Origin of the sequence: Bradyrhizobium sp. LTSP857 (assembly GCF_000938285.1) — a bacterium.
In the GTDB taxonomy this organism is placed as follows: Bacteria; Pseudomonadota; Alphaproteobacteria; order Rhizobiales; family Xanthobacteraceae; genus Bradyrhizobium.
Map to the genome: position 1 here is coordinate 265,338 of NZ_JYMS01000045.1, position 18,185 is coordinate 283,522.

Annotated in this window: 15 protein-coding genes; 2 read left to right on the plus strand and 13 right to left on the minus strand. The window is 64.0% G+C overall.

Going from position 1 to position 18,185, the window contains the following annotated elements; genetic code table 11:
- Nucleotide 1: 1 nt before the first annotated feature.
- Together UP06_RS29150 and UP06_RS29155 are read right to left on the minus strand one after the other, a co-directional pair.
- The gene (locus UP06_RS29150) at nt 2–1,567 is read right to left on the minus strand and encodes an ABC transporter substrate-binding protein (protein WP_502691613.1); all 1,566 of its coding nucleotides are present in this window, start codon (nt 1,565–1,567) and stop codon (nt 2–4) included.
- Nucleotides 1,567–2,727: a C45 family autoproteolytic acyltransferase/hydrolase gene (locus tag UP06_RS29155; protein WP_045007107.1), complete on the minus strand. Its 1,161-nt coding sequence runs from the start codon at nt 2,725–2,727 to the stop codon at nt 1,567–1,569. The genes UP06_RS29150 and UP06_RS29155 overlap by 1 nt, the downstream gene beginning before the upstream one ends.
- Nucleotides 2,728–2,781: 54 nt before the next feature.
- On the opposite strand from UP06_RS29155, the gene UP06_RS29160 reads away from it, so the two are divergent.
- On the plus strand, nt 2,782–3,705 hold the full coding sequence (locus UP06_RS29160) for a GntR family transcriptional regulator (protein WP_045007108.1): 924 nt from the start codon (nt 2,782–2,784) through the stop codon (nt 3,703–3,705).
- Between the two features lie 19 nt (nt 3,706–3,724).
- A complete protein-coding gene (aptA, locus tag UP06_RS29165; RefSeq protein ID WP_045007109.1) occupies nt 3,725–5,068 on the plus strand; it encodes an omega-aminotransferase AptA in 1,344 nt (447 codons plus the stop codon).
- A gap of 6 nt (nt 5,069–5,074) precedes the next feature.
- Here aptA and UP06_RS29170 read toward each other — a convergent pair whose 3' ends face one another.
- The 11 genes from UP06_RS29170 to UP06_RS29220 form a co-directional block, all read right to left on the minus strand.
- On the minus strand, nt 5,075–6,058 hold the full coding sequence (locus UP06_RS29170; RefSeq protein WP_045007110.1) for an ABC transporter ATP-binding protein: 984 nt from the start codon (nt 6,056–6,058) through the stop codon (nt 5,075–5,077).
- On the minus strand, nt 6,055–7,044 hold the full coding sequence (locus tag UP06_RS29175) for an ABC transporter ATP-binding protein (protein ID WP_045007200.1): 990 nt from the start codon (nt 7,042–7,044) through the stop codon (nt 6,055–6,057). The genes UP06_RS29170 and UP06_RS29175 overlap by 4 nt, the downstream gene beginning before the upstream one ends.
- Before the next feature lie 19 nt (nt 7,045–7,063).
- The gene (locus UP06_RS29180; protein ID WP_082078536.1) at nt 7,064–7,987 is read right to left on the minus strand and encodes an ABC transporter permease; all 924 of its coding nucleotides are present in this window, start codon (nt 7,985–7,987) and stop codon (nt 7,064–7,066) included.
- Entirely contained in the window at nt 7,984–8,925 is a 942-nt protein-coding gene (locus UP06_RS29185) for an ABC transporter permease (protein ID WP_045007111.1), read from the minus strand. The genes UP06_RS29180 and UP06_RS29185 overlap by 4 nt, the downstream gene beginning before the upstream one ends.
- A 17-nt stretch (nt 8,926–8,942) precedes the next feature.
- Nucleotides 8,943–10,547, minus strand: coding sequence for an ABC transporter substrate-binding protein (locus UP06_RS29190; RefSeq protein ID WP_045007112.1), 1,605 nt, complete (start codon nt 10,545–10,547; stop codon nt 8,943–8,945).
- 153 nt (nt 10,548–10,700) lie between these two features.
- The gene (gene nikE / locus UP06_RS29195; RefSeq protein WP_045007113.1) at nt 10,701–12,371 is read right to left on the minus strand and encodes a nickel ABC transporter ATP-binding protein NikE; all 1,671 of its coding nucleotides are present in this window, start codon (nt 12,369–12,371) and stop codon (nt 10,701–10,703) included.
- Nucleotides 12,368–13,216: an ABC transporter permease gene (locus UP06_RS29200; RefSeq protein ID WP_045007114.1), complete on the minus strand. Its 849-nt coding sequence runs from the start codon at nt 13,214–13,216 to the stop codon at nt 12,368–12,370. Before UP06_RS29200 ends, nikE begins: the two co-directional genes overlap by 4 nt.
- Nucleotides 13,213–14,247 carry an ABC transporter permease gene (locus tag UP06_RS29205; RefSeq protein ID WP_156163288.1) on the minus strand — a complete coding sequence of 345 codons (1,035 nt, stop codon included), beginning with the start codon at nt 14,245–14,247 and terminating at the stop codon, nt 13,213–13,215. Before UP06_RS29205 ends, UP06_RS29200 begins: the two co-directional genes overlap by 4 nt.
- A 28-nt stretch (nt 14,248–14,275) precedes the next feature.
- Nucleotides 14,276–15,895, minus strand: a complete 1,620-nt coding sequence (locus tag UP06_RS29210; RefSeq protein ID WP_045007116.1) for an ABC transporter substrate-binding protein — start codon at nt 15,893–15,895, stop codon at nt 14,276–14,278.
- Between the two features lie 107 nt (nt 15,896–16,002).
- Nucleotides 16,003–17,439, minus strand: coding sequence for an NAD(P)-binding domain-containing protein (locus tag UP06_RS29215; RefSeq protein ID WP_045007117.1), 1,437 nt, complete (start codon nt 17,437–17,439; stop codon nt 16,003–16,005).
- Entirely contained in the window at nt 17,436–18,185 is a 750-nt protein-coding gene (locus UP06_RS29220; RefSeq protein WP_045007118.1) for an SDR family oxidoreductase, read from the minus strand. Before UP06_RS29220 ends, UP06_RS29215 begins: the two co-directional genes overlap by 4 nt.

The window sequence follows — 18,185 nt, forward strand, 5'->3', positions numbered from 1 at the left end:
CCTATTCGACCGTGACACCCCAGAACCGCGGCTCGGGATAGAGCCAGCCGGCATAGCCCTTGATGCTCTTGCGCAGTGCGGTCAGCTCCGAGCCATTGAACAGCACGATCATCGGCACGTCAGCGATAAAGCGTTTGTGCATCTCGTCGAACAGCGCCTGCCGCTTCACGGTGTCGCCGATCATCATCGACTGGCGCAGCATCTCCTGTCCGTCCGGATTGTCCCAGACCTTGCGCGGCTGTGACGCCTTCGGCCCGGTCAGCATCTCGAAGCTGAGGGAAGGATCGAGCCGGGCCGAATAGACGAAGGCCATCGACTGGTAGTCGCCGCGATTATAGCGATCGAGCTGCGCGGCCCAGTCCATCACCTCGAGCTCGATATTGATGCCCGCGCCTTGCGCCATCGCCTGCACCAGCACGGAAGCATCGAACACAAAACTGTAGCGCTTGTTGGTGATCATCTTGATCGGCTGCCCGCGATAACCGGCCTCCACCAGGAGCTTCTTCGCTTCCGCGATGTTCTGCTCGTAACCGCGCGACTGGGCCTCGCTGTAGAAGGGACTGCCGAGCGGCAGTGCAGAATTGTTGGGGCGCGCCGTGCCGAGCATCACGGCATCGACGATCTGCGCGGTGTCGATCGACAGCGCGATAGCGCGGCGGATCCGCACGTCCTTGAGCAGCGGATCCTTGGTCTGGAACAGGATTCCCGTGATGCTCAGTGACGGGGTGATACTGAGCTGAACTTCGGGACGTGACTTGAGATCCTCGAGATCGGGGATGGACAGGCTCATGATGACGTCGAGCGAGCCACTGAGCAGGCCCGCTTTCGCCGCCGAACTGTCCGGGATCACGTTGAAGCGCACGCGATCGATCTTGACGTCCTTGGCGCCGGTGTAGCCGGTGCGCGGCTCGCTACGCGAGACGTAGCCGTCGAAGCGGACGACATCGACATATTGCCCGCGCTTCCACTCGCCGAGCTTGAATGGGCCGGTACCGATCGGGGCGATCCATTTGCCATCTGCACCGACGGAATCGCGGTGGATGATAGCGGTCTGGCCGCAATCGGGCCGCGCCAGGGTCGGGAGAAACAGAGCTGTCGGTTGATCGAGCGTAATGGCAACGGTCTGCGGATCAGGCGCTTCAATCTTCTCGATCCGCGCGATGCCAGTGGCGCTGAACTCGGACAGGCAGCGCCATTGCGTCGCCGGGTCGAACCAGCGCTTCAGCGACCAGACTACGTCGTCCGCAGTCATGGTCGCGCCGTTGTGGAACTTGACGCCTTGCCGCAGGCGGAACGTATAGGTCTTGCCTTCGTTCGAAATGGCCCAGCTGTCAGCCAGCATCGGACCGATCGAGGTATCGTCACGGAAGGCGACCAGTCCCTCCACGATATGCGCGATCACCGCATCCGTGTTGGCGTCGCGATTGGTGCCGGGATCGGTCGAGCGGATGTCGGCGTTGAGCCGCGCCCTCAACAATGTTTCGGCGCCGGCTCTCCCCAGCATGGCCCACAGGGCCAACGCGGCCAAACCGACCGCCCATGCCGGCGATGGCCGACGCCGCCGCATTACGCCGCCCCCGCCGCAGCCGACCGCTCGAACGCCGCTCGCCCGATCTCGTCGATCTCGAGGCGATACGTGGTGAACTCGCGATTGAGCGCCGGCAGCGGCGCCGCCTGCATCAGACCACTCGCCGGCTCCATCAGGATCATCGCCACGGTCGCGCTGAGATTGTTACTGAGATTGCGGCGCGGCGGGCGGCAGACGGACCAGGGATAGCCGAATTCGTCGAACAGGGCGTTCTTGACGGTGTCGAGGGTGATGCTGCCGATATGCGGCTGGAGGAGATCGCGGACCCGGATGTCGCGGTAGAGACTGTCGGGCGTCTCGGCGACGCCGGTATCCTTCAACTTGCCGAGTGCAACCGGGCTCACGAAGTGATTGGCGTGAACCAGGAGACCGTTCTGAGGATGGACCTGAAAGGTCTCATCCGGCGCACACTCGAAATCGATCGCCACGCCTTCGCGGTGGCTGACGATCATGTTGTTCGCCGCGGATTTCCGGGTGCTATAGACCGCGCGCATCGCGAGCGCGAGGTGCTCGTTCTCCAGAACCTTGCGGCGGATCAGCGCCAGCGGCACGCCGACCTGACGGTAGTCGCGGTCACTTTGGAGATAGTTCGCCGTGATCGCGATGCCGACGGCATTGAAGCCGCAACGACCGAGCGCACCGGCCTCGGTAAAGGTCATGAGGTCTGGGCCGTCGTCGCGCCGCACCTTCAGCACCACCGCAGTCTCCGCGCATTCGCGCTTCCAGTCCCAGTTCTGGGCGTGGATCAGGCGGCCGTTGCCGGCAGCCTGGGGCAGCACGACGACGCCCGTGCAGCCGTCCGGATCCTCCGGCGTCTTCAGACGCGCGCGGATCTTCGGGTTTGCGAGCTTGATGATCTCGGTGCGCGCGTTGAGCAGGACGACATCCTCGAACGGAACGTCGGCGCCCGCGGCAATGCCCCGCATCTCCTCGATATAGCTCGGCTCGAACGATTCAATGACGGGGAGATAATCCCGCACCAGCTCAGCCACACCCTTCGCATCGAGCGACAGCTCCTTCAATTGCGCGAAGTAGTGTGACGTCCCCTTTTTAATGCGGCCCGCCGCCTTCTGCCCATATTGACGTCCGCGCTCGTGAGGCGGACCGGAGATTTCGATCAGGGGAAAGGGTTCGACCATGGGATGCCAGGTTCCTTTTGCTTTCTCACGAAGCCTAATGTATTTTGTGATGACATGAAACAAAAATCTTCCAGCCGGGAAAAGGCGAGCCCAAGCCGTCTCCAGCGCGAGTTGTCGGCTGGCATCATGGACCTGATCCGGAGCGAGGGACTTGCGCCCGGCACGCGTCTCGCCGAAGTCGCGCTGGCCGAGCGCCTCCAGGTTTCGCGCACCCCGGTGCGCGCGGCGCTGAAACTGCTTGCGACCAGCAAGCTGTCGCGCGCCGGGAAACACGGCGGCTATTTTGTGACTGATGCAGTGGCCGCCTCACACAAGGCCCTCCGCCAGCCCGCCCCGGACAACACTGACCGGCTGTTCCTCGCGATCGCGAGCGACCGCCGGGCCGGCCGGCTACCGGATGAAGTCTCCGAGCACGACCTGATGCAGCGCTACGCTGCGACCCGGCCGGTCGTGCAGCGCGTCCTCACCAAGCTTGCGGAAGTGGCCGCCGTCCAGCGCAAGCCAGGGCACGGCTGGCGCTTCCATCCGATATTCATGGACGAACAAGCGCGCCACGAGAGCTACCGATACCGCCTCATGATCGAGCCGGCCGGCCTGCTCGAGCCCGGCTTCCGGCTCGATCCTGCCTGGGCCGCCGACATGCGCCGCCGTCATGAGGAAGCGTTGACGATGCCGTGGAATCAAGCTGCCACCATCCCGCTCTACGAGATCAATGCAGCCTTTCATGAAGGCCTCGCGGCGGCATCGGGCAACCGGTATCTGCTGGTGGCCATTCAGCAGCAGAACCGGCTACGGCGCTTCGGCAACTACGATTGGACGTTTGGCCACGAGCGCGTGCTCGTGAACAGTCGCGAACACCTTGCTATTCTCGATCAACTCGAAGCCGGCCAGCACGAGGCCGCGGCCGCGCTGTTGCGCAGGCATCTCGAAAGCGCTGCGAAACTGAGGCACCGCTGGCCCAATGCCGACACCGACTGAACAACAAGCAAGAGGCCACATGCCCGCAAATTCCTTCGCTTCCAACAGCCCCCTCACCCGCGAGGCCATGGAGCCGTTCTGGCTGCCGATGACGCCGAACCGGCAGTTCAAGTCCAAGCCGCGCATCTTCGTCGCCGCCGAGGGCATGCACTACGTCACTGACGACGGCCGAAGGATTCTCGACGGCATGGCCGGGCTGTGGTGCGTGAACGCGGGACACGGACAGCGGCGGATCGTCGAAGCGATCCAGGCGCAGGCAGCAAAGCTCGACTTCGTTTCATCATTCCAGATGAGCCATCCGGCGGCCTTCGAGCTCGCCCGGCGCATCACCGAGATCGCTCCAGCGGGCCTCGACCATGTCTTCTTCACCAATTCCGGCTCGGAGTCGGTCGATACGGCCCTGAAAATCGCACGCGGCTATCACCGCGCCCGCGGCGAAGCCAGCCGCATCCGCTTCATCTCGCGCGCCAAGGCCTATCACGGCATGGGCTGGGGCGGCCTCTCGGTAAGCGGCATCGTGCGCCACCGCCGGGATTTCGGCCCGCTCCTTCCCGAGGTCGATCATCTCCCGCATACGCATGATCCGGAGCATGCGGCGTTCTCCCGGGGACAGCCGCAATGGGGCGCCCATTTTGCCGACGAGTTGACCAAGCTACTTCAGCTGCACGATCCCAGCACAATTGCCGCCGTCATCGTCGAACCCGTGACCGGCTCGGGCGGCGTGTTGCCGCCGCCGGTCGGCTATCTCGAGCGGTTGCGCCAGATCTGCGACCAGCACGGCATTCTGCTGATCTTCGACGAAGTGATCACGGGTTTTGGACGCCTGGGCGCAGCCTTTGGCGCAAATGCTTTCGGCGTGACGCCCGACCTCATCACCTGCGCCAAGGGCATGACCAACGCCGCCGTTCCGATGGGCGGCGTCATCGTCAGCGGCAAGGTTTATGAGGCGCTGATGCAGGGGCCAGACAATGCGATCGAGCTGTTCCACGGCTACACCTATTCGGCCCATCCGCTCGCCTGCGCGGCAGGTCTCGCCGCGCTCGACGTGTACCAGGATCTCGGCCTGTTCGAACGGGCTCGCCGCCTCGCGCCGGTGTGGGAGAACCACGCGCACGCCTTGCGCGACCTCCCTCATGTCGTCGACATTCGCAACATTGGTCTGCTGGCCGCGATCGACCTGAAGCCGCGTGAGGGCGCACCGGGTGCACGCGGTGCCGAATGCGCTGGCCGCTGCTATGAAGACGGCATCATGATCCGCAGCAGCGGCGACACGCTGTTGATCTCGCCGCCCCTGATTATCACCGAAGACCAGATCGGCGACATCTTTGCCGCCATCCGCCGGGCACTGGCCAATATAGGCTGAAGCTGTCTAGCCTTGCGGCAGTGCATCCAAATGGCAGGCCACCCATTGCTCGCCCTCGGCCGAACGAAGCAGCGGCTCTTCCGTCCGGCAGCGATCGAAGACGTAAGGGCAGCGGGTGTGGAAGCGGCATCCGCTTGGTGGATTGATCGGGCTCGGCACGTCGCCGCTGAGGATGATCGGATTGCGCTGCGCGCCGGGCTCAGGCAGCGGCACCGCCGAGAGCAGCGCCTTGGTGTAGGGATGCCTCGGCGCGGCAAAGATCTCGCGGCGCGGCGCCACCTCGACGATCTTGCCGAGATACATCACCGCGACGCGGTGGGTCATATGCTCGACGATCGCAAGATCATGGCTGATGAAGAGCAAGGCGAGGCCGAATTTCTGCTGGAGGTCCTGCAACAAATTGACGATCTGGGCCTTCACCGAGACGTCGAGCGCGGAGACCGCCTCGTCGCAGACGATCAGCTCAGGCTCAGCCGCAAGCGCCCGCGCAATGCCGATACGCTGCCGCTGGCCGCCCGAAAATTCGTGCGGCCTGCGGTTCAGCGCTTCGCGCGGCAGGCGCACCGTGTCCATCAGCTCCGTGACGCGGACTTCGAGATCCGCCGCGGATTTTGCAAGGCCGAAGTTCCGGATCGGCTCGGCCAGAATGTCGCGCACGCGCATGCGCGGATTGAGGCTCGAGAACGGATCCTGGAACACGACCTGCACGCGCCGGCGCATCTGGCGCATCACGCTCGGCGAGGCATCATCGATGCGCTGGCCGTCGAGGATCACCTGCCCCGCGGTGATATCGAACAGGCGCAAAACGGCGCGGCCGACCGTCGACTTGCCACAACCGGACTCGCCGACCAGCGACAGCGTCTCGCCCCGTGCGATCTCGAACGACACGCCATCGACCGCATAGACCCATTCGGACTTGCGCCCGAACAGGCCTCTATTGACCGGAAAATGCTTCTTGAGGTCGTTGACCTGGAGCAGCGGGGGACTCATGCCGCAACAGCTCCCTTGGCTGCGTAATGGCAGGCGGCGACGTGGCGCGGCCCCTTCTCTTCGAGCCCCGGCGCATATTGGCGGCAGAGATCGGTCGCGAGCGCGCAGCGTCCGGCAAAGACGCAGCCGGTGATGGGCTTGCGGAGATCCGGCACCTGCCCCGGAATCTCGGCCAACCGTCGCGCGGTGCCGGTCAGTGACGAGCCGAGCCGTGGCACCGCCCCGAGCAGGCCCTGCGTATACGGATGACGCGGCGAGCGGAACAGCTCGGCGACCGGCGCCTCCTCGACCTTGCGGCCGGCATACATCACCATGACGCGCTCGGCGATTTCGGCGACCACGCCGAGATCGTGGGTGATCAGAATGATTGCCGCTCCTACCCGGTGCTTCAGGTCCAGCATCAGCTTCAGGATCTGCGCCTGGATGGTCACGTCGAGCGCGGTGGTCGGCTCGTCTGCGATCAGGAGTTTTGGATTGCAGGCGAGCGCAATCGCGATCATCACGCGCTGGCGCATGCCGCCAGAAAGCTGATGCGGATATTCGCGAACGCGCCGCTTCGACTCGGGAATGCCGACGAGGGTCAGCATCTCAATCGCCTGCGCCTCCGCGGCCTGCTTGTCCAGGCCCTGATGAATCATCAGCGTCTCGCGGATCTGACGGCCCACGGTCAGCACCGGATTGAGGCTCGTCATCGGCTCCTGAAAGATCATCGAGATGTCGTTGCCGCGGATCGCGCGCATCTCGCGATCGGACAGTTGAAGCAGATCCCTTCCCGCGAAGCGGATGGTGCCGGCGATCTTGCCCGGCGGCTCGGGGATCAGCCGCATCAACGACATCGAGGTCACTGACTTGCCGCAGCCGGACTCGCCGACGATTGCCAATGTCTCGCCTTCGTTGACGTGAAAGGACACTCCGTCGACCGCGCGGTTGATGCCGCTTGGCGTACGGAAGTGGGTCTGGAGGTTCTCGACTTCGAGCAACGCCATCTTGATCAGCCTCGAAACATCAGAGGCTCTTGGCCATGCGCGGATCGAGCGCATCGCGAAGGCCGTCGCCGAGCAAATTCACCGCGAGCACGGTCACCGACAGGAAGGCCGCCGGAAAGAACACGATATAGGGCTTGACCTGCCACAGCGCGCGACCTTCGGCCATGATGTTGCCCCAGGACGGAATGGTGGGCGGGGTGCCGGCACCGATGAACGACAGGATCGCTTCCGTGATCATGGCGCTGGCGCAGATATAGGTCGCCTGGACCAGCATCGGCGCGAGCGTGTTGGGCAGGATATGGCGCAGGATGATCATCGGCGTGCGCGTGCCGCAGGCGACCGCCGCATCCACATAGGGCTGTTCGCGCAGCGACAGCACGACGCTGCGCACCAGGCGCGAGACGCGCGGGATCTCGGCAATGGTGATCGCCAGAATGACGTTGCCGACGCTGCCGCGCGTCAGCGCCATCAGCGCGATCGCCAGCAGGATCGGCGGGATCGACATCAAGCCGTCCATGAAGCGCATCAGGATTCCGTCCGCCCAGCGGATGAAGCCGGAGACGATGCCAATGGCAAGCCCCACCGTGGACGCGAATATCGCAACGGACAGGCCGACCGTGAGCGAGACCCGCGCACCAAAGAGCACGCGGGAATAGATGTCGCGGCCGAGCACGTCGGAGCCGAACCAGTAAGCGGCCGACGGCGCGCGGGTACGTTTGGCGGGCGCGAGCGCGGTCGGATCGACCGTTCCGAGGTAAGGCGCGAAGATCGCAATCAGGACAAGAATCAGCAGTAGCGCGCCGCCGATCGCGACGGTGGGATGGCCGCGCAGCAGCCCCATGAAACCGCGCCGGATCCTGACAGGACGAAGGATATCGGGCAGTTGCGGCGCGACGGCGAATCCGGCCGGGAGCGTTTGCGGGTTGACGGTCATGTCGGTCAATAGCGGATCCTCGGGTCAACGATCGTGTAGGTGACGTCGATCATCAGATTGACCAACACGTAAACAAAGCTGAACAGCAGCACGATGCCCTGGATCACGGGATAGTCGCGCCGCAGGATCGCATCGATCGTGAGACGGCCGAGGCCAGGAATCGCGAACACGCTCTCGGTCACGACCGCGCCGCCGATCAGGAGCGCGATGCCGATCCCGATCACGGTGACGATCGGCACTGCGGCGTTCTTCAGCGCGTGAATGAACAGGATGCCGCCCTGCCCGAGCCCCTTGGCACGCGCGGTGCGAATATAGTCTTGCTGCAAGACTTCAAGCATGGTGGCGCGCGTGATGCGCGCGACCAGCGCGATGTAGACGCAGCCGAGCGCGACCGCGGGCAGGATCAGGTTTTGCAGCCACGGCCAAAAACCCTCCGTGAGCGGCGTGTAGCCCTGCACCGGAAGCCATTCGAGCTCCAGCGCGAAGACGTAGGCGAGCACGTAACCGACGACGAAGACCGGCAGCGAGAAGCCGAACACGGCGAACGCCATGATGGCGCGGTCGATGAAGCTGCCCGCCTTCCATGCCGCCACCACACCGAGCGGCACTGCGACCACGATCGTGAGCAGGAGGGTGACCATCATCAGCGACAGCGTCGGTCCGAGACGCTGCCCGATCATCGTCGAGACCGGCAAATTGGTGAAGATCGAGGTGCCGAGATCGCCGTGCAGGATGCGCCAGACCCAGCTTCCGAACTGGATCAGGAAGGGTCGATCGAGGCCGAGGCTTTGGCGGATACGCTCCACATCCTCCGGGCTCGCTTGATCGCCCGCGATCACCACGGCCGGATCACCCGGCGCGATGTAGAGCAGACTGAACACGAACAATGCAACAATCGCCATCACCGGCAAGGTGGAGACGACGCGCCGGAGGATAAAAGAGAGCATCTGGCCTCAGTGCGGGATCATGCGGACTTCGATACGCCCCAGAAGAAGGGCAACGGTCCCTTGACAACGCCGGAGACGTTCTTTCGCCACGCGGTGTAGCTCAGGAAGAAGCCGGTCGGCGCGTAGACGACGTCGTCCATTGCCGCCTTGTTGAGGCGGCCGATGGCGGCCTTTTCCTCATCGAGGCTCTTGGCCTCGAACCATGACGTGACCTCCTTCTCGGTCGCGGGGCTGTTGGGCCACCCGAACCACGCTTTGTCGCCATTGGCGCGAATGCCGGTGTAGGGCGCGGGATTGATGCAGTCCGCGCCTGCGTGCCAGGTGTGGAACATGTTCCAGCCGCCCTGCCCCGGCGGCGTCTTCTGTGCACGGCGCGAGCCGACCGTGCCCCAGTCGGTCGCAACGAAGTCGACATTCATGCCGAGCTGCTTCAGGAGGTCCGCGGTCACGTCGCCCATTGCCTTGGTGATCGGTTGATCTTGCGCGACGAGGCAAGTCACCGGCTGGCCGGAATAGCCGCTCTCGGCGAGCAGCTTCTTGGCCGCGTCGAGATCGCGCTTGCCCTTCAGGATCTCGCCACCCGCTTCAGTGTAGAGCGGCGTATCCGGCGTGAAGAAGCCGGGCAGCGGCTTCCACAATGAATTATCGTCGCCGACGAGGGCGCGCATGTAGTCTTCCTGATTGAGCGCCATCAGGACCGCGCGCCGCGCCCGTACGTCGTTGAAGGGCGCGTAAAGGTGGTTCATGCGGAACGAACCAATATTGCCGAGCGGGTCGCCGATATCGACGCTGATATTCTTGTTCTTCTTCAGGACCGGAACCAGATCCGCGATCGGATTCTCCCACCAGTCGATCTCGCCATTTTGCAACGCAGCCGCCGCGGTTGCCGGATCCGGCATGATCACCCACTCGACGCGATCGACCAATATTTGCTTGCCGCCGGCAAGCCAGGATGATTTCTCCTGCCGCGGCGCATAGTCGGCAAATTTCTCGAACACGGCTTTGGCGCCCGGGACCCACTCGCCCTTGGCGAACTTCATTGGGCCGGAGCCGATATAGTCGGAGATCTGCTTGAAGGGGTCGGTCTGCGCGATGCGCTCCGGCATGATGAAGGCGCAAGGCGAGTTGCCCTTTCCGAGTGCGTAGAGCAGCTTCGGATAGGGCTGCTTCAGCACCCATTTGAAGGTGCGGTCGTCGACGGCAGTGAGCTCCTGCTGAATCGCCTTGAGCATCAGCCCCATCGGATCGCGCGCCGACCAGCGCGTAAGGCTCGCGACGACGTCCTTGCTCAGCACCGGCTCGCCGTCATGGAATTTGAGCCCCGATCGGAGCTTGAACGTCCAGGTCGTGCCGTCGTCCGTGACCTCTTCGGACTCGACCATCTGCCGCTGCGGCTGGAGCGAGGCATCGACGCCGTAGAGCGTATCCCAGACCAGGGCCGCGGCATTGCGCACGACATATTGCGTGCCCCAGATCGGATCGAAATTGGCAAGGTTGGCCTGCGGCACGAAGCGCAGGGTGCGGGCTGAGGCGCCTTGCGCGATCGCGGGCGCCGAGAGGCCACCCGACAATGCCAGACCGCCCGCGCCAGCCAGTCCCTTCAATACGGTCCTGCGATCCATGGAATCCTCCCAGTAATGCCGTGATGCCGGCCGTTTATTGGCCAAGGGCAAGTGAAACAGAGCCCATTAGCGTGCAAATGGTATGCCAGTAACCGCGGCTTCGCCAGCAGGATCTCATCGACTTTCTGGCTAGTCCAGGTACCAGAGAACGCCTCAAAGCGCAGCCACCAGCGCTGGCCCGGTCTCGATATGCGGGATCGCCTCGACCAGCTTGCGGGTGTAGTCGGTCTTCGGATTATCGAACAACGCGCGGCTTTCGCCCTGCTCCACGATGCCGCCATTGCGCAGCACGATGGTGCGGTCGCAGAGCATGCGCACCACATTGAGATCGTGGCTGACGAACAGCAGCGCGATGTCGTTCTCGCGCCGCAGGCGGTCGAGCAATTGCAACACTACCGCCTGTACCGAGACATCGAGCGCGGCGGTCGGCTCGTCCAGCACCAGCAGCCGCGGCCGGCAGGCGATGGCGCGAGCAATCCCGACGCGGGCCTTCTGACCGCCGGAGAGCTGATGTGGGAAGCGCGGCAAGAGATCCAGCGGCAAGCCTACCCGCTCCGCACATTCTTCCACCCGCTGCCGCAGCTCGCTGCCCGCGCGCATATCGTCGAGCCGCATCAGGGGGTGGGCGATGCAGTCGAAGGCGGTGAAGCGCGGATTGAGGCTCTCGTTCGGGTCCTGGAAGACTATCTGGATGTCTTTGCGAAAGCGCGAGCGGTGAAAGTCGCGTGCCGCCACATGGCCGATCGACTGCCCGTCAAACACGATGTCGCCCTCGCTCGGATCGATCAGACGGCAGATCATCCGCGAGGTCGTGCTCTTGCCGGATCCGGACTCGCCGACGAGCCCGACGCTCTCGCCGCCGGCTATCGTCATCGAGAAGTCGGCAACCGCCGCCGAGCCTTGATCAAAGCGCTTGGCGAGCTTCCGAACCTCCAGCAGCGGCGGAGTCCCGTGTGCGAGCTCCTGCCTCGGCTTGCTGATCACTGCCGCGTGGCGCTCCCGCTCCTCCTCGGTCACGAGGTCCTCGATCCGCGACGTCGCCGTCGGCGATGCCGCCACCAGGCGCCTGGTATAGGCGTGCTGTGGCGCGCTGAAGAGGGTCTTGGGACTGGCCTCCTCGACAATGCGGCCGCGCTCCATTACCGCAATGCGACGGCAATATCGCGCCGCAAGCCCGAGATCGTGCGTGATCAGGATCGTCGCCATGCCGCGGGCGGCGGCGATTTCCGCGAGCAGGTCCATCACCACCTTCTGCGTGGTGACGTCGAGACCCGTCGTCGGCTCGTCGGCGATCAGCAGTGCGGGATTGCAGGAAATCGCGATCGCAATCATGACGCGCTGGCACATGCCGCCGGACAGTTCATGCGGATAGGCATTCATCCGCTTCTCGGGATCGCGGATCTGGACGGCGCGGAGCAGCTCCAGCGCCTCGGCACGCGCGGCGTCCTTCGATATCCGCTTGTGGGTGAGGATCGCGTCCGCGATCTGCAGGCCGATCGCCCGGATCGGATTGAGCGCCGCCCGCGGATTCTGGAAGATCATCGACATCGCGGCGCCCTGGAGCTGACGGAGGTCGTCGCCCCTGAGTTTTGTCACGTCCTGCCCGCGAAACAGGATTTTTCCGCCGGTGACGCGACCGGCCGTATCGAGCAGCCGTGTCGTCGCAAAGCCGGTGACCGATTTGCCCGAGCCGCTCTCGCCGACCAGGCCGAGCATCTCGCCAGCTTGGACGGTGAGCGTGACGCCGCGCACGGCCTCGACCAGTCCACGCCGCGTCGAGAACGAGACGTGGAGGTCGTCGATCCTGAGCAGTTCCTCGCTCATGTGCGCATGCGGGGATCGAGAATGTCCCGCATCCCGTCACCGAGAAGATTGAAGCACAGCACCGCCATCATCAGCGCGAGGCCCGGAAAGGCCACGAGCCACCACCGCCCGGTCGAGATGAAGCGCGCACCCTCCGCGACCATGATGCCCCATTCCGGCGTCGGCGGCTTGACGCCGAGGCCGATGAAGGACAGGCCGGCGGCGTTGAGAATGGCCCAGCCGAGATTGAGCGATATCTGCACCGCCATCGCCGGCAGGATATTCGGCAGCAGGAAGCGCAACACCACCGAGAAATGGCTCTCGCCGCAGGCGCGCGCGGCCTCGACCCAGCCGACATTCCGTCTGATATTGACCTCGGCTCGCGCGAAGCGGATGTAGAACGGGAGATTGATGATCGCGGTCGCGATCACGATGTTCTCGATCCGGTTGCCCAGCGCTGCGACCATCGCCATCGCGAGCACAAACAGCGGAAACGCCATCATCACGTCGACGAAGCGGCCGACGCTGCGGTCTAGCCTACCACCAGTATAGCCGCAGAACGATCCGACGACGGCCCCGATCACGAAGGAGATGCCGACAGCAGAGACCGCGATGGCCAGATCGAGCCGAGCCGCAACGACGAGGCGACTGAACACGTCACGTCCGAGCTGGTCCGTGCCGGCGAGGTGCGCCGCGCTCGGCGGCAGCAGCGCTTCCGAGACATTCGAGACCACGGGATCATAGGGCACGATCCACGGCCCGAAGATCGCGACCAGGACGAACAGGAGAACACCGGCGGCGGAGACGCCGGTGAGTGGATTGCCGCGCAGGATCCAGACCGAATGGCGGAGGGTTGCGCTGGTCATTCGATCGACACCCTGGGATCGGCAATGCCATAGCAGACATCGACGATCAGATTGACCAGCACGAACAGGCTGGCCATCAGCAGCACAAAACCCTGCACCGGCGCATAGTCCGAGGATAACAGCGCATCGAGCGCATAGGAGGCGACGCCCGGCCAGGAGAACACTTTCTCCACCAGGACATTGGCGCCAAGCATGGTCGAGAACACGATGCCAGCGATGGTGATGACAGGCAGGATCGCATTCCTCAACGCATAGGTGACAACCACCTTGTGCCAGGACAGCCCGACCGAACGCGCGGTGCGTACGAAATCGCTGCCGAGCGAGACCAGCATCGAAGCGCGCGTGATTCGCGCCAGTGGCGCGATGACGAACAGCGCCATGCTCACCGCCGGCAGGATCAATTGCTTGAAGGCCGCCCACCAGCCCTCGATGTCACCGGCAAGCAGAAAATCGATCGACAGAAAGCCGGTACGCTGCGGCGGCAGCGAGGTGAAGACATCGATCCGCCCGGTCGGATCAGGCGCAAGCCCGAGCAGATAGTAGAAGACATAAATCAGCAGCAGGCCCGAGACGAAGGTCGGCACGCAAACGCCGAGCGCGCAGAACAACCGCACGCCATGATCGACGAACGACCCCGGCCTCAGCGCGGCGAACACGCCGAGCGGCACGGCTGCGATCAGTGCGATCAGGAGCGCGGTGAAGGTGAGCTCGAGCGAGGCCGGCAGCCGCTCGCGCAGATCCTTCAGCACCGGCTGCCCCGTCATCATGGAGCGGCCGAGATTGCCGTGGCCGATGTCGGAGAGATAGAACACGAGCTGCTCCGGCACCGACTTGTTGAGCCCCATCTGCTTGCGGATCTGCTCAATCTCTTCCTTGCCCGCATTGGGCCCCGAGGCGAAGAACACCGCGGGGTCCCCTGGCAGGACGCGCATCAACAGGAAGGTGAAGACCAGCACACCGAACAGCGCCGGGAGCGACGACAGAAGCCGCTTGCCCGCCCGCACCATCGTTGCACCAAGACCGATCGTCACCTTTCAGAGTCCCTCTCGTTGACGCATTTCACTTGCGGCTGACATCGCGATAGTCGACCTGGCGATGGAATTCGTAGGTATAGCCTTCGATCGACGGCGCCATGACGGCGTCCTGGTTCGGCTGCCACAGCGGGATCTGCGGCATCTCGCTGAAATGGATCGCATTGAGCTTGCGGCCATCTTCCTCGTACTTGGCCTTATCCGGCTCGAAGCGAGCTTCCTGCGCGATTGCGGCAAGCTCGGAGTTATTGGTCGAGCTGTAATTCCAGCGCTGATTGCCGGTGTAGAAGTTGCGGTAGAAATAGTCCGTCGAAGGCAGCCAGGCGACGATGCCTTCGGTGAACAAGGGCAGCTTCTTCTCGTTGATCTGCGTCGACATCTGCGCGTCCGGCAGCTTCTGGATGTCGACCTTGATCCCGATCTTGGCAAGCGATTCCTTGACGAGGGCCGCCATCGGCTCGGCGGTCGAGGCCTGACCGACGTTGAAGCTGAAGGTGGTCGAGAAGCCCTCTGGGAGACCCGCGGCCTTGAGGTATTCACGGGCCTTTTCGAGATCGACCTTCACCGGCGCCTGGAACGGATAGATGCCGTTCAGCGGCTTGCCGTCGGGCCAGTTCGCGCCGAACAGCGGCGCGCCGCGGCCGAACAAAGCGGCTTTGAACATGTCGTCATAGGGCAGCGCGAAAGCGATGGCACGGCGCACGTTGACGTTGTCGAAGGGCGGGATCTGGTTGTTCATCGAGACGAAGGTGATCGCATTGTATTGCGGTGTCGAGACCACCTTGAGCTTGCCCTTGGCCTCCAGCGACTGCACGTCGCTGGCCTGGAGATCGACGACGATATCGGCATCGCCGCGCTCGACCAGATTGGCGCGGGTCGCCGGCTCCGGCACCGACTGCACGATCACGCGCTTGAAGAACGCAGGCTTATTGGCCGAGCCGCGATTCCAGGCCTCGTCGCGCTTGAGGATCACCTGCTCGCCGGGCTTGAAGGTCTCGACCACATAGGCGCCGCTGCCGGCGGTGTGCTCCTTCAGCCAGGCGGTGGCCCAGGGATCATCCGCCGTCGCATGCTCCTTGGCGACCTTCGCGTTGATGATGATCGGGTAGACGGTGGCGAGATTGGGCAGCGCGAGCTTATCGGGGTTCGGCAGCGTCACCTCGATAGTGAGGGGATCGATCACCTTGAACTGGTCGGCCGACGTCAACGATCCCGTCAGGAGCTGCGCCTTGCCAAGGATCGGCGCGGTGACGCAGCGATCGAGCGACCATTTGACGTCCTCGGCGGTGACCGGCGAGCCGTCCTGGAACTTGGCGTCCTTGCGAAGATGGAAGGTGATCTTCAATCTGTCCGGACTGACGTCGTAGGATTCGGCGAGCTCGCCCGTGATTGTGTCGAGATCGAACACCCATTTGCCGTTGAGCTGCTTGCGGCCGAATGCCACCAGCCGGTCGTACGTGCTCATGCTCAGCCCGAAGGACTCGCGGGTCGAACCTGGAATGTTGGGATCGAGCGTGTTGACCGATGCGCCGGTCACATAGCGCAGCGTCTCCGCCCTGGTTTGCGCCTGCGAGGGCGCGGTGGCGACGAGCAGCAGCGCGGCGGTGGCGACGACGCAAGACGCCGGCCTGAAAGACACAAAACGCATTCGTTTTCCCTTGAATTTCGACAAGAATGCCAGCAAGGCAGGTTCAGAAACAAGCAAGTTGCGCGCCAATCCGGAGGGGGCGCTTCGTCGCGGCAGAGCATGGATAATCACCGTGATTCCTCCATTTTTTGCGTCGGCCGTGTGACTAGGGCCTGCGGCACGTCATATGCGCTCAACGACGCCCAGTGACGTTCGATATCGGCCCGGAACAGGCTACGCGTCAGGCCGTGGACCAGCTTTGGGACAGCGGTCGTCATCGCGTTGATCGACGATCCCGACGGGCCGAAGCTCATGGTGGACGCAATCGCAAAGAGATGGATGTCGGAGATCCATGGCGTCTCGCCCGGCACGCGCTCGGTGAAGGCGTAATCATCGGCGAGATAGGGAAAGCGGCCGAGCCGCTGGTTTCGTTCGCTCTCCGGCGGTTGGTAGCGGTCGGCCCAGGTCGCGATGTTGGCGGCAAATCTGGAGAGTTCACCGCGTCCGGCAAAGTTCATGTCGATGCCGGTCCCGCAAATGACGAAATCCGCAGCGATGGCGCTACGCTGCGTCTGCAATTCGATGCCCTTTCCGGTCTGTCGTACCGCCTCAATCGGCGCACCTTCGTGCAACGTGAAATTGGCGTGACGTGCGCAGCGGTCGTAGGTCGGCTGCGGAAATCCTTCGCGCATCTCGAGGATTTTGCGCATGAAGCGCCAGCGCCAGGCATCATCGAGATCGCTGAGATGACGCAGGAAGCCGCGAAAGGTCAGCCAGCGATACGGCTGGATCACCTGGATTTGCGCCCGGCGACACAGCAGATGCACCTCGGCAGCGCCCGCTTCGAGCGCCGTTGCCGCATTGTCGAAGGCGGATGCGCCAGCGCCGATCACGGCAACGCGCTTGCCGCGAAGGCTTTCGAAATCGATGCTGTCGGCGACGGTCGCGATAGAGCCGGCCGGCAGGTGTTGAAGCGACTCCGGAATCATCCAGGCGCCCATTCCCTCCTGCCCTGTCGCCAGCACGATCTTGCGCGCATAGAACGTCTCGACGCCATTGGCACCCTTCACGTGTGCTGCGAGCAGGCCGTCGGCCGCAGGCGCTATCTCCAAAAGCTCGCAGCCGTTGCGCACCGGCAATTCGATCGTACGGCGCAGCCACAGCAGATACTCGGCCCAATGTCCGCGCGGGATCAGATCGAGCGTCTGCCAGCTCTCCTTGCCGAAGCGGGCTTCGTGCCACGACTGGTAGGTCAGGCTCGGGATATCGAGGTCAGGACCGGTATAGTCCTTGGGGCTGCGCAGCGTCGGCATCCGCGCGTAGGTGAGCCATGGGCCCTCCTTCCCTTCCTCGGCCTTGTCCAGCAGCAAGATGTTGCTGACGCGCGAGCGCAACAAACCGAAGCCGATGGCGATGCCAGATTGGCCGGCGCCGATGACGAGCACGTCAAGCGCCGGTTTGCCGTCCGGCCCCGCCTTCGGTTCGAGCCACGCTGCGCCGGGATGCGTGATCATGGCGAGATCGGCGCGAACATTCGCCTCGAGGTCTGTCAGCGCGTCGCTCATGCCGCGAGCCAACCGCCGTCGACCACCATGACGGTGCCGGTCGTGAACGAGGAGGCGTCGCCGGCCAGATGCAGTGCCGTTTGCGCGATCTCCTCCGCCTGGCCGAAACGTTTCATGGCGTGCCGGTTGCGGGAGGCTTCGCGCACCTCTTCCGAGTTCGTGTGACGAGCAAAACTGCGGCGAAGCATCGGCGTATCAATCGCCCCCGGCGCAATCGCGTTGACGCGAATGCCGTCAGCCGCAAAATCCACCGCCATCGTCCGCGTCAGGCTGACGATCGCGCCCTTGGCGGCGATATAAGCGCTGCTGCCTTTGCCGCCGGCGATGGCGAGTTGCGACGCCAGCGTGATAATCGAACCGCTCTTCTGCTGCTGCATCTGCGGCACGGCCGCCCGCGCCCAAAGCCAGGTGCCGCCGACATTCGCACGGAACACCGCGTCCCAGTCTTCGGGACTCGTCGTCAGCACCGTGCCGCCGCAGGAGAAGCCCGCCGCGGTCATCAGGATATCGAGCCTGCCATGCTGCGCTATCACCTCGCCGACAACTGTCTCGGCGAGGCTGGCATCGCCGACGTCGCCGACATGCGTCGTTGCTTCGCCAACGAGGCTCAATGTCTCCTGAAGTCCTGCGGCATCGCGATCGATCAGAGCGAGATGCGCGCCCTCCTCAGCGAACAACTTTGCGCTGGCGCGGCCGATGCCGGAGCCTGCTCCCGTGATGATGGCCGTGCGCCCTTGCAGCCGCAT

Bases quoted from the DNA above. Each gene is read 5' to 3' on its own strand.
- UP06_RS29150 (WP_502691613.1), bottom strand. From the start codon at position 1,567: ATGCGGCGGCGTCGGCCATCGCCGGCATGGGCGGTCGGTTTGGCCGCG.
- UP06_RS29155 (WP_045007107.1), bottom strand. From the start codon at position 2,727: ATGGTCGAACCCTTTCCCCTGATCGAAATCTCCGGTCCGCCTCACGAG.
- UP06_RS29160 (WP_045007108.1), top strand. From the start codon at position 2,782: ATGAAACAAAAATCTTCCAGCCGGGAAAAGGCGAGCCCAAGCCGTCTC.
- aptA (WP_045007109.1), top strand. From the start codon at position 3,725: ATGCCCGCAAATTCCTTCGCTTCCAACAGCCCCCTCACCCGCGAGGCC.
- UP06_RS29170 (WP_045007110.1), bottom strand. From the start codon at position 6,058: ATGAGTCCCCCGCTGCTCCAGGTCAACGACCTCAAGAAGCATTTTCCG.
- UP06_RS29175 (WP_045007200.1), bottom strand. From the start codon at position 7,044: ATGGCGTTGCTCGAAGTCGAGAACCTCCAGACCCACTTCCGTACGCCA.
- UP06_RS29185 (WP_045007111.1), bottom strand. From the start codon at position 8,925: ATGCTCTCTTTTATCCTCCGGCGCGTCGTCTCCACCTTGCCGGTGATG.
- UP06_RS29190 (WP_045007112.1), bottom strand. From the start codon at position 10,547: ATGGATCGCAGGACCGTATTGAAGGGACTGGCTGGCGCGGGCGGTCTG.
- nikE (WP_045007113.1), bottom strand. From the start codon at position 12,371: ATGAGCGAGGAACTGCTCAGGATCGACGACCTCCACGTCTCGTTCTCG.
- UP06_RS29200 (WP_045007114.1), bottom strand. From the start codon at position 13,216: ATGACCAGCGCAACCCTCCGCCATTCGGTCTGGATCCTGCGCGGCAAT.
- UP06_RS29210 (WP_045007116.1), bottom strand. From the start codon at position 15,895: ATGCGTTTTGTGTCTTTCAGGCCGGCGTCTTGCGTCGTCGCCACCGCC.
- UP06_RS29215 (WP_045007117.1), bottom strand. From the start codon at position 17,439: ATGAGCGACGCGCTGACAGACCTCGAGGCGAATGTTCGCGCCGATCTC.
- UP06_RS29220 (WP_045007118.1), bottom strand. From the start codon at position 18,185: ATGCGGCTGCAAGGGCGCACGGCCATCATCACGGGAGCAGGCTCCGGC.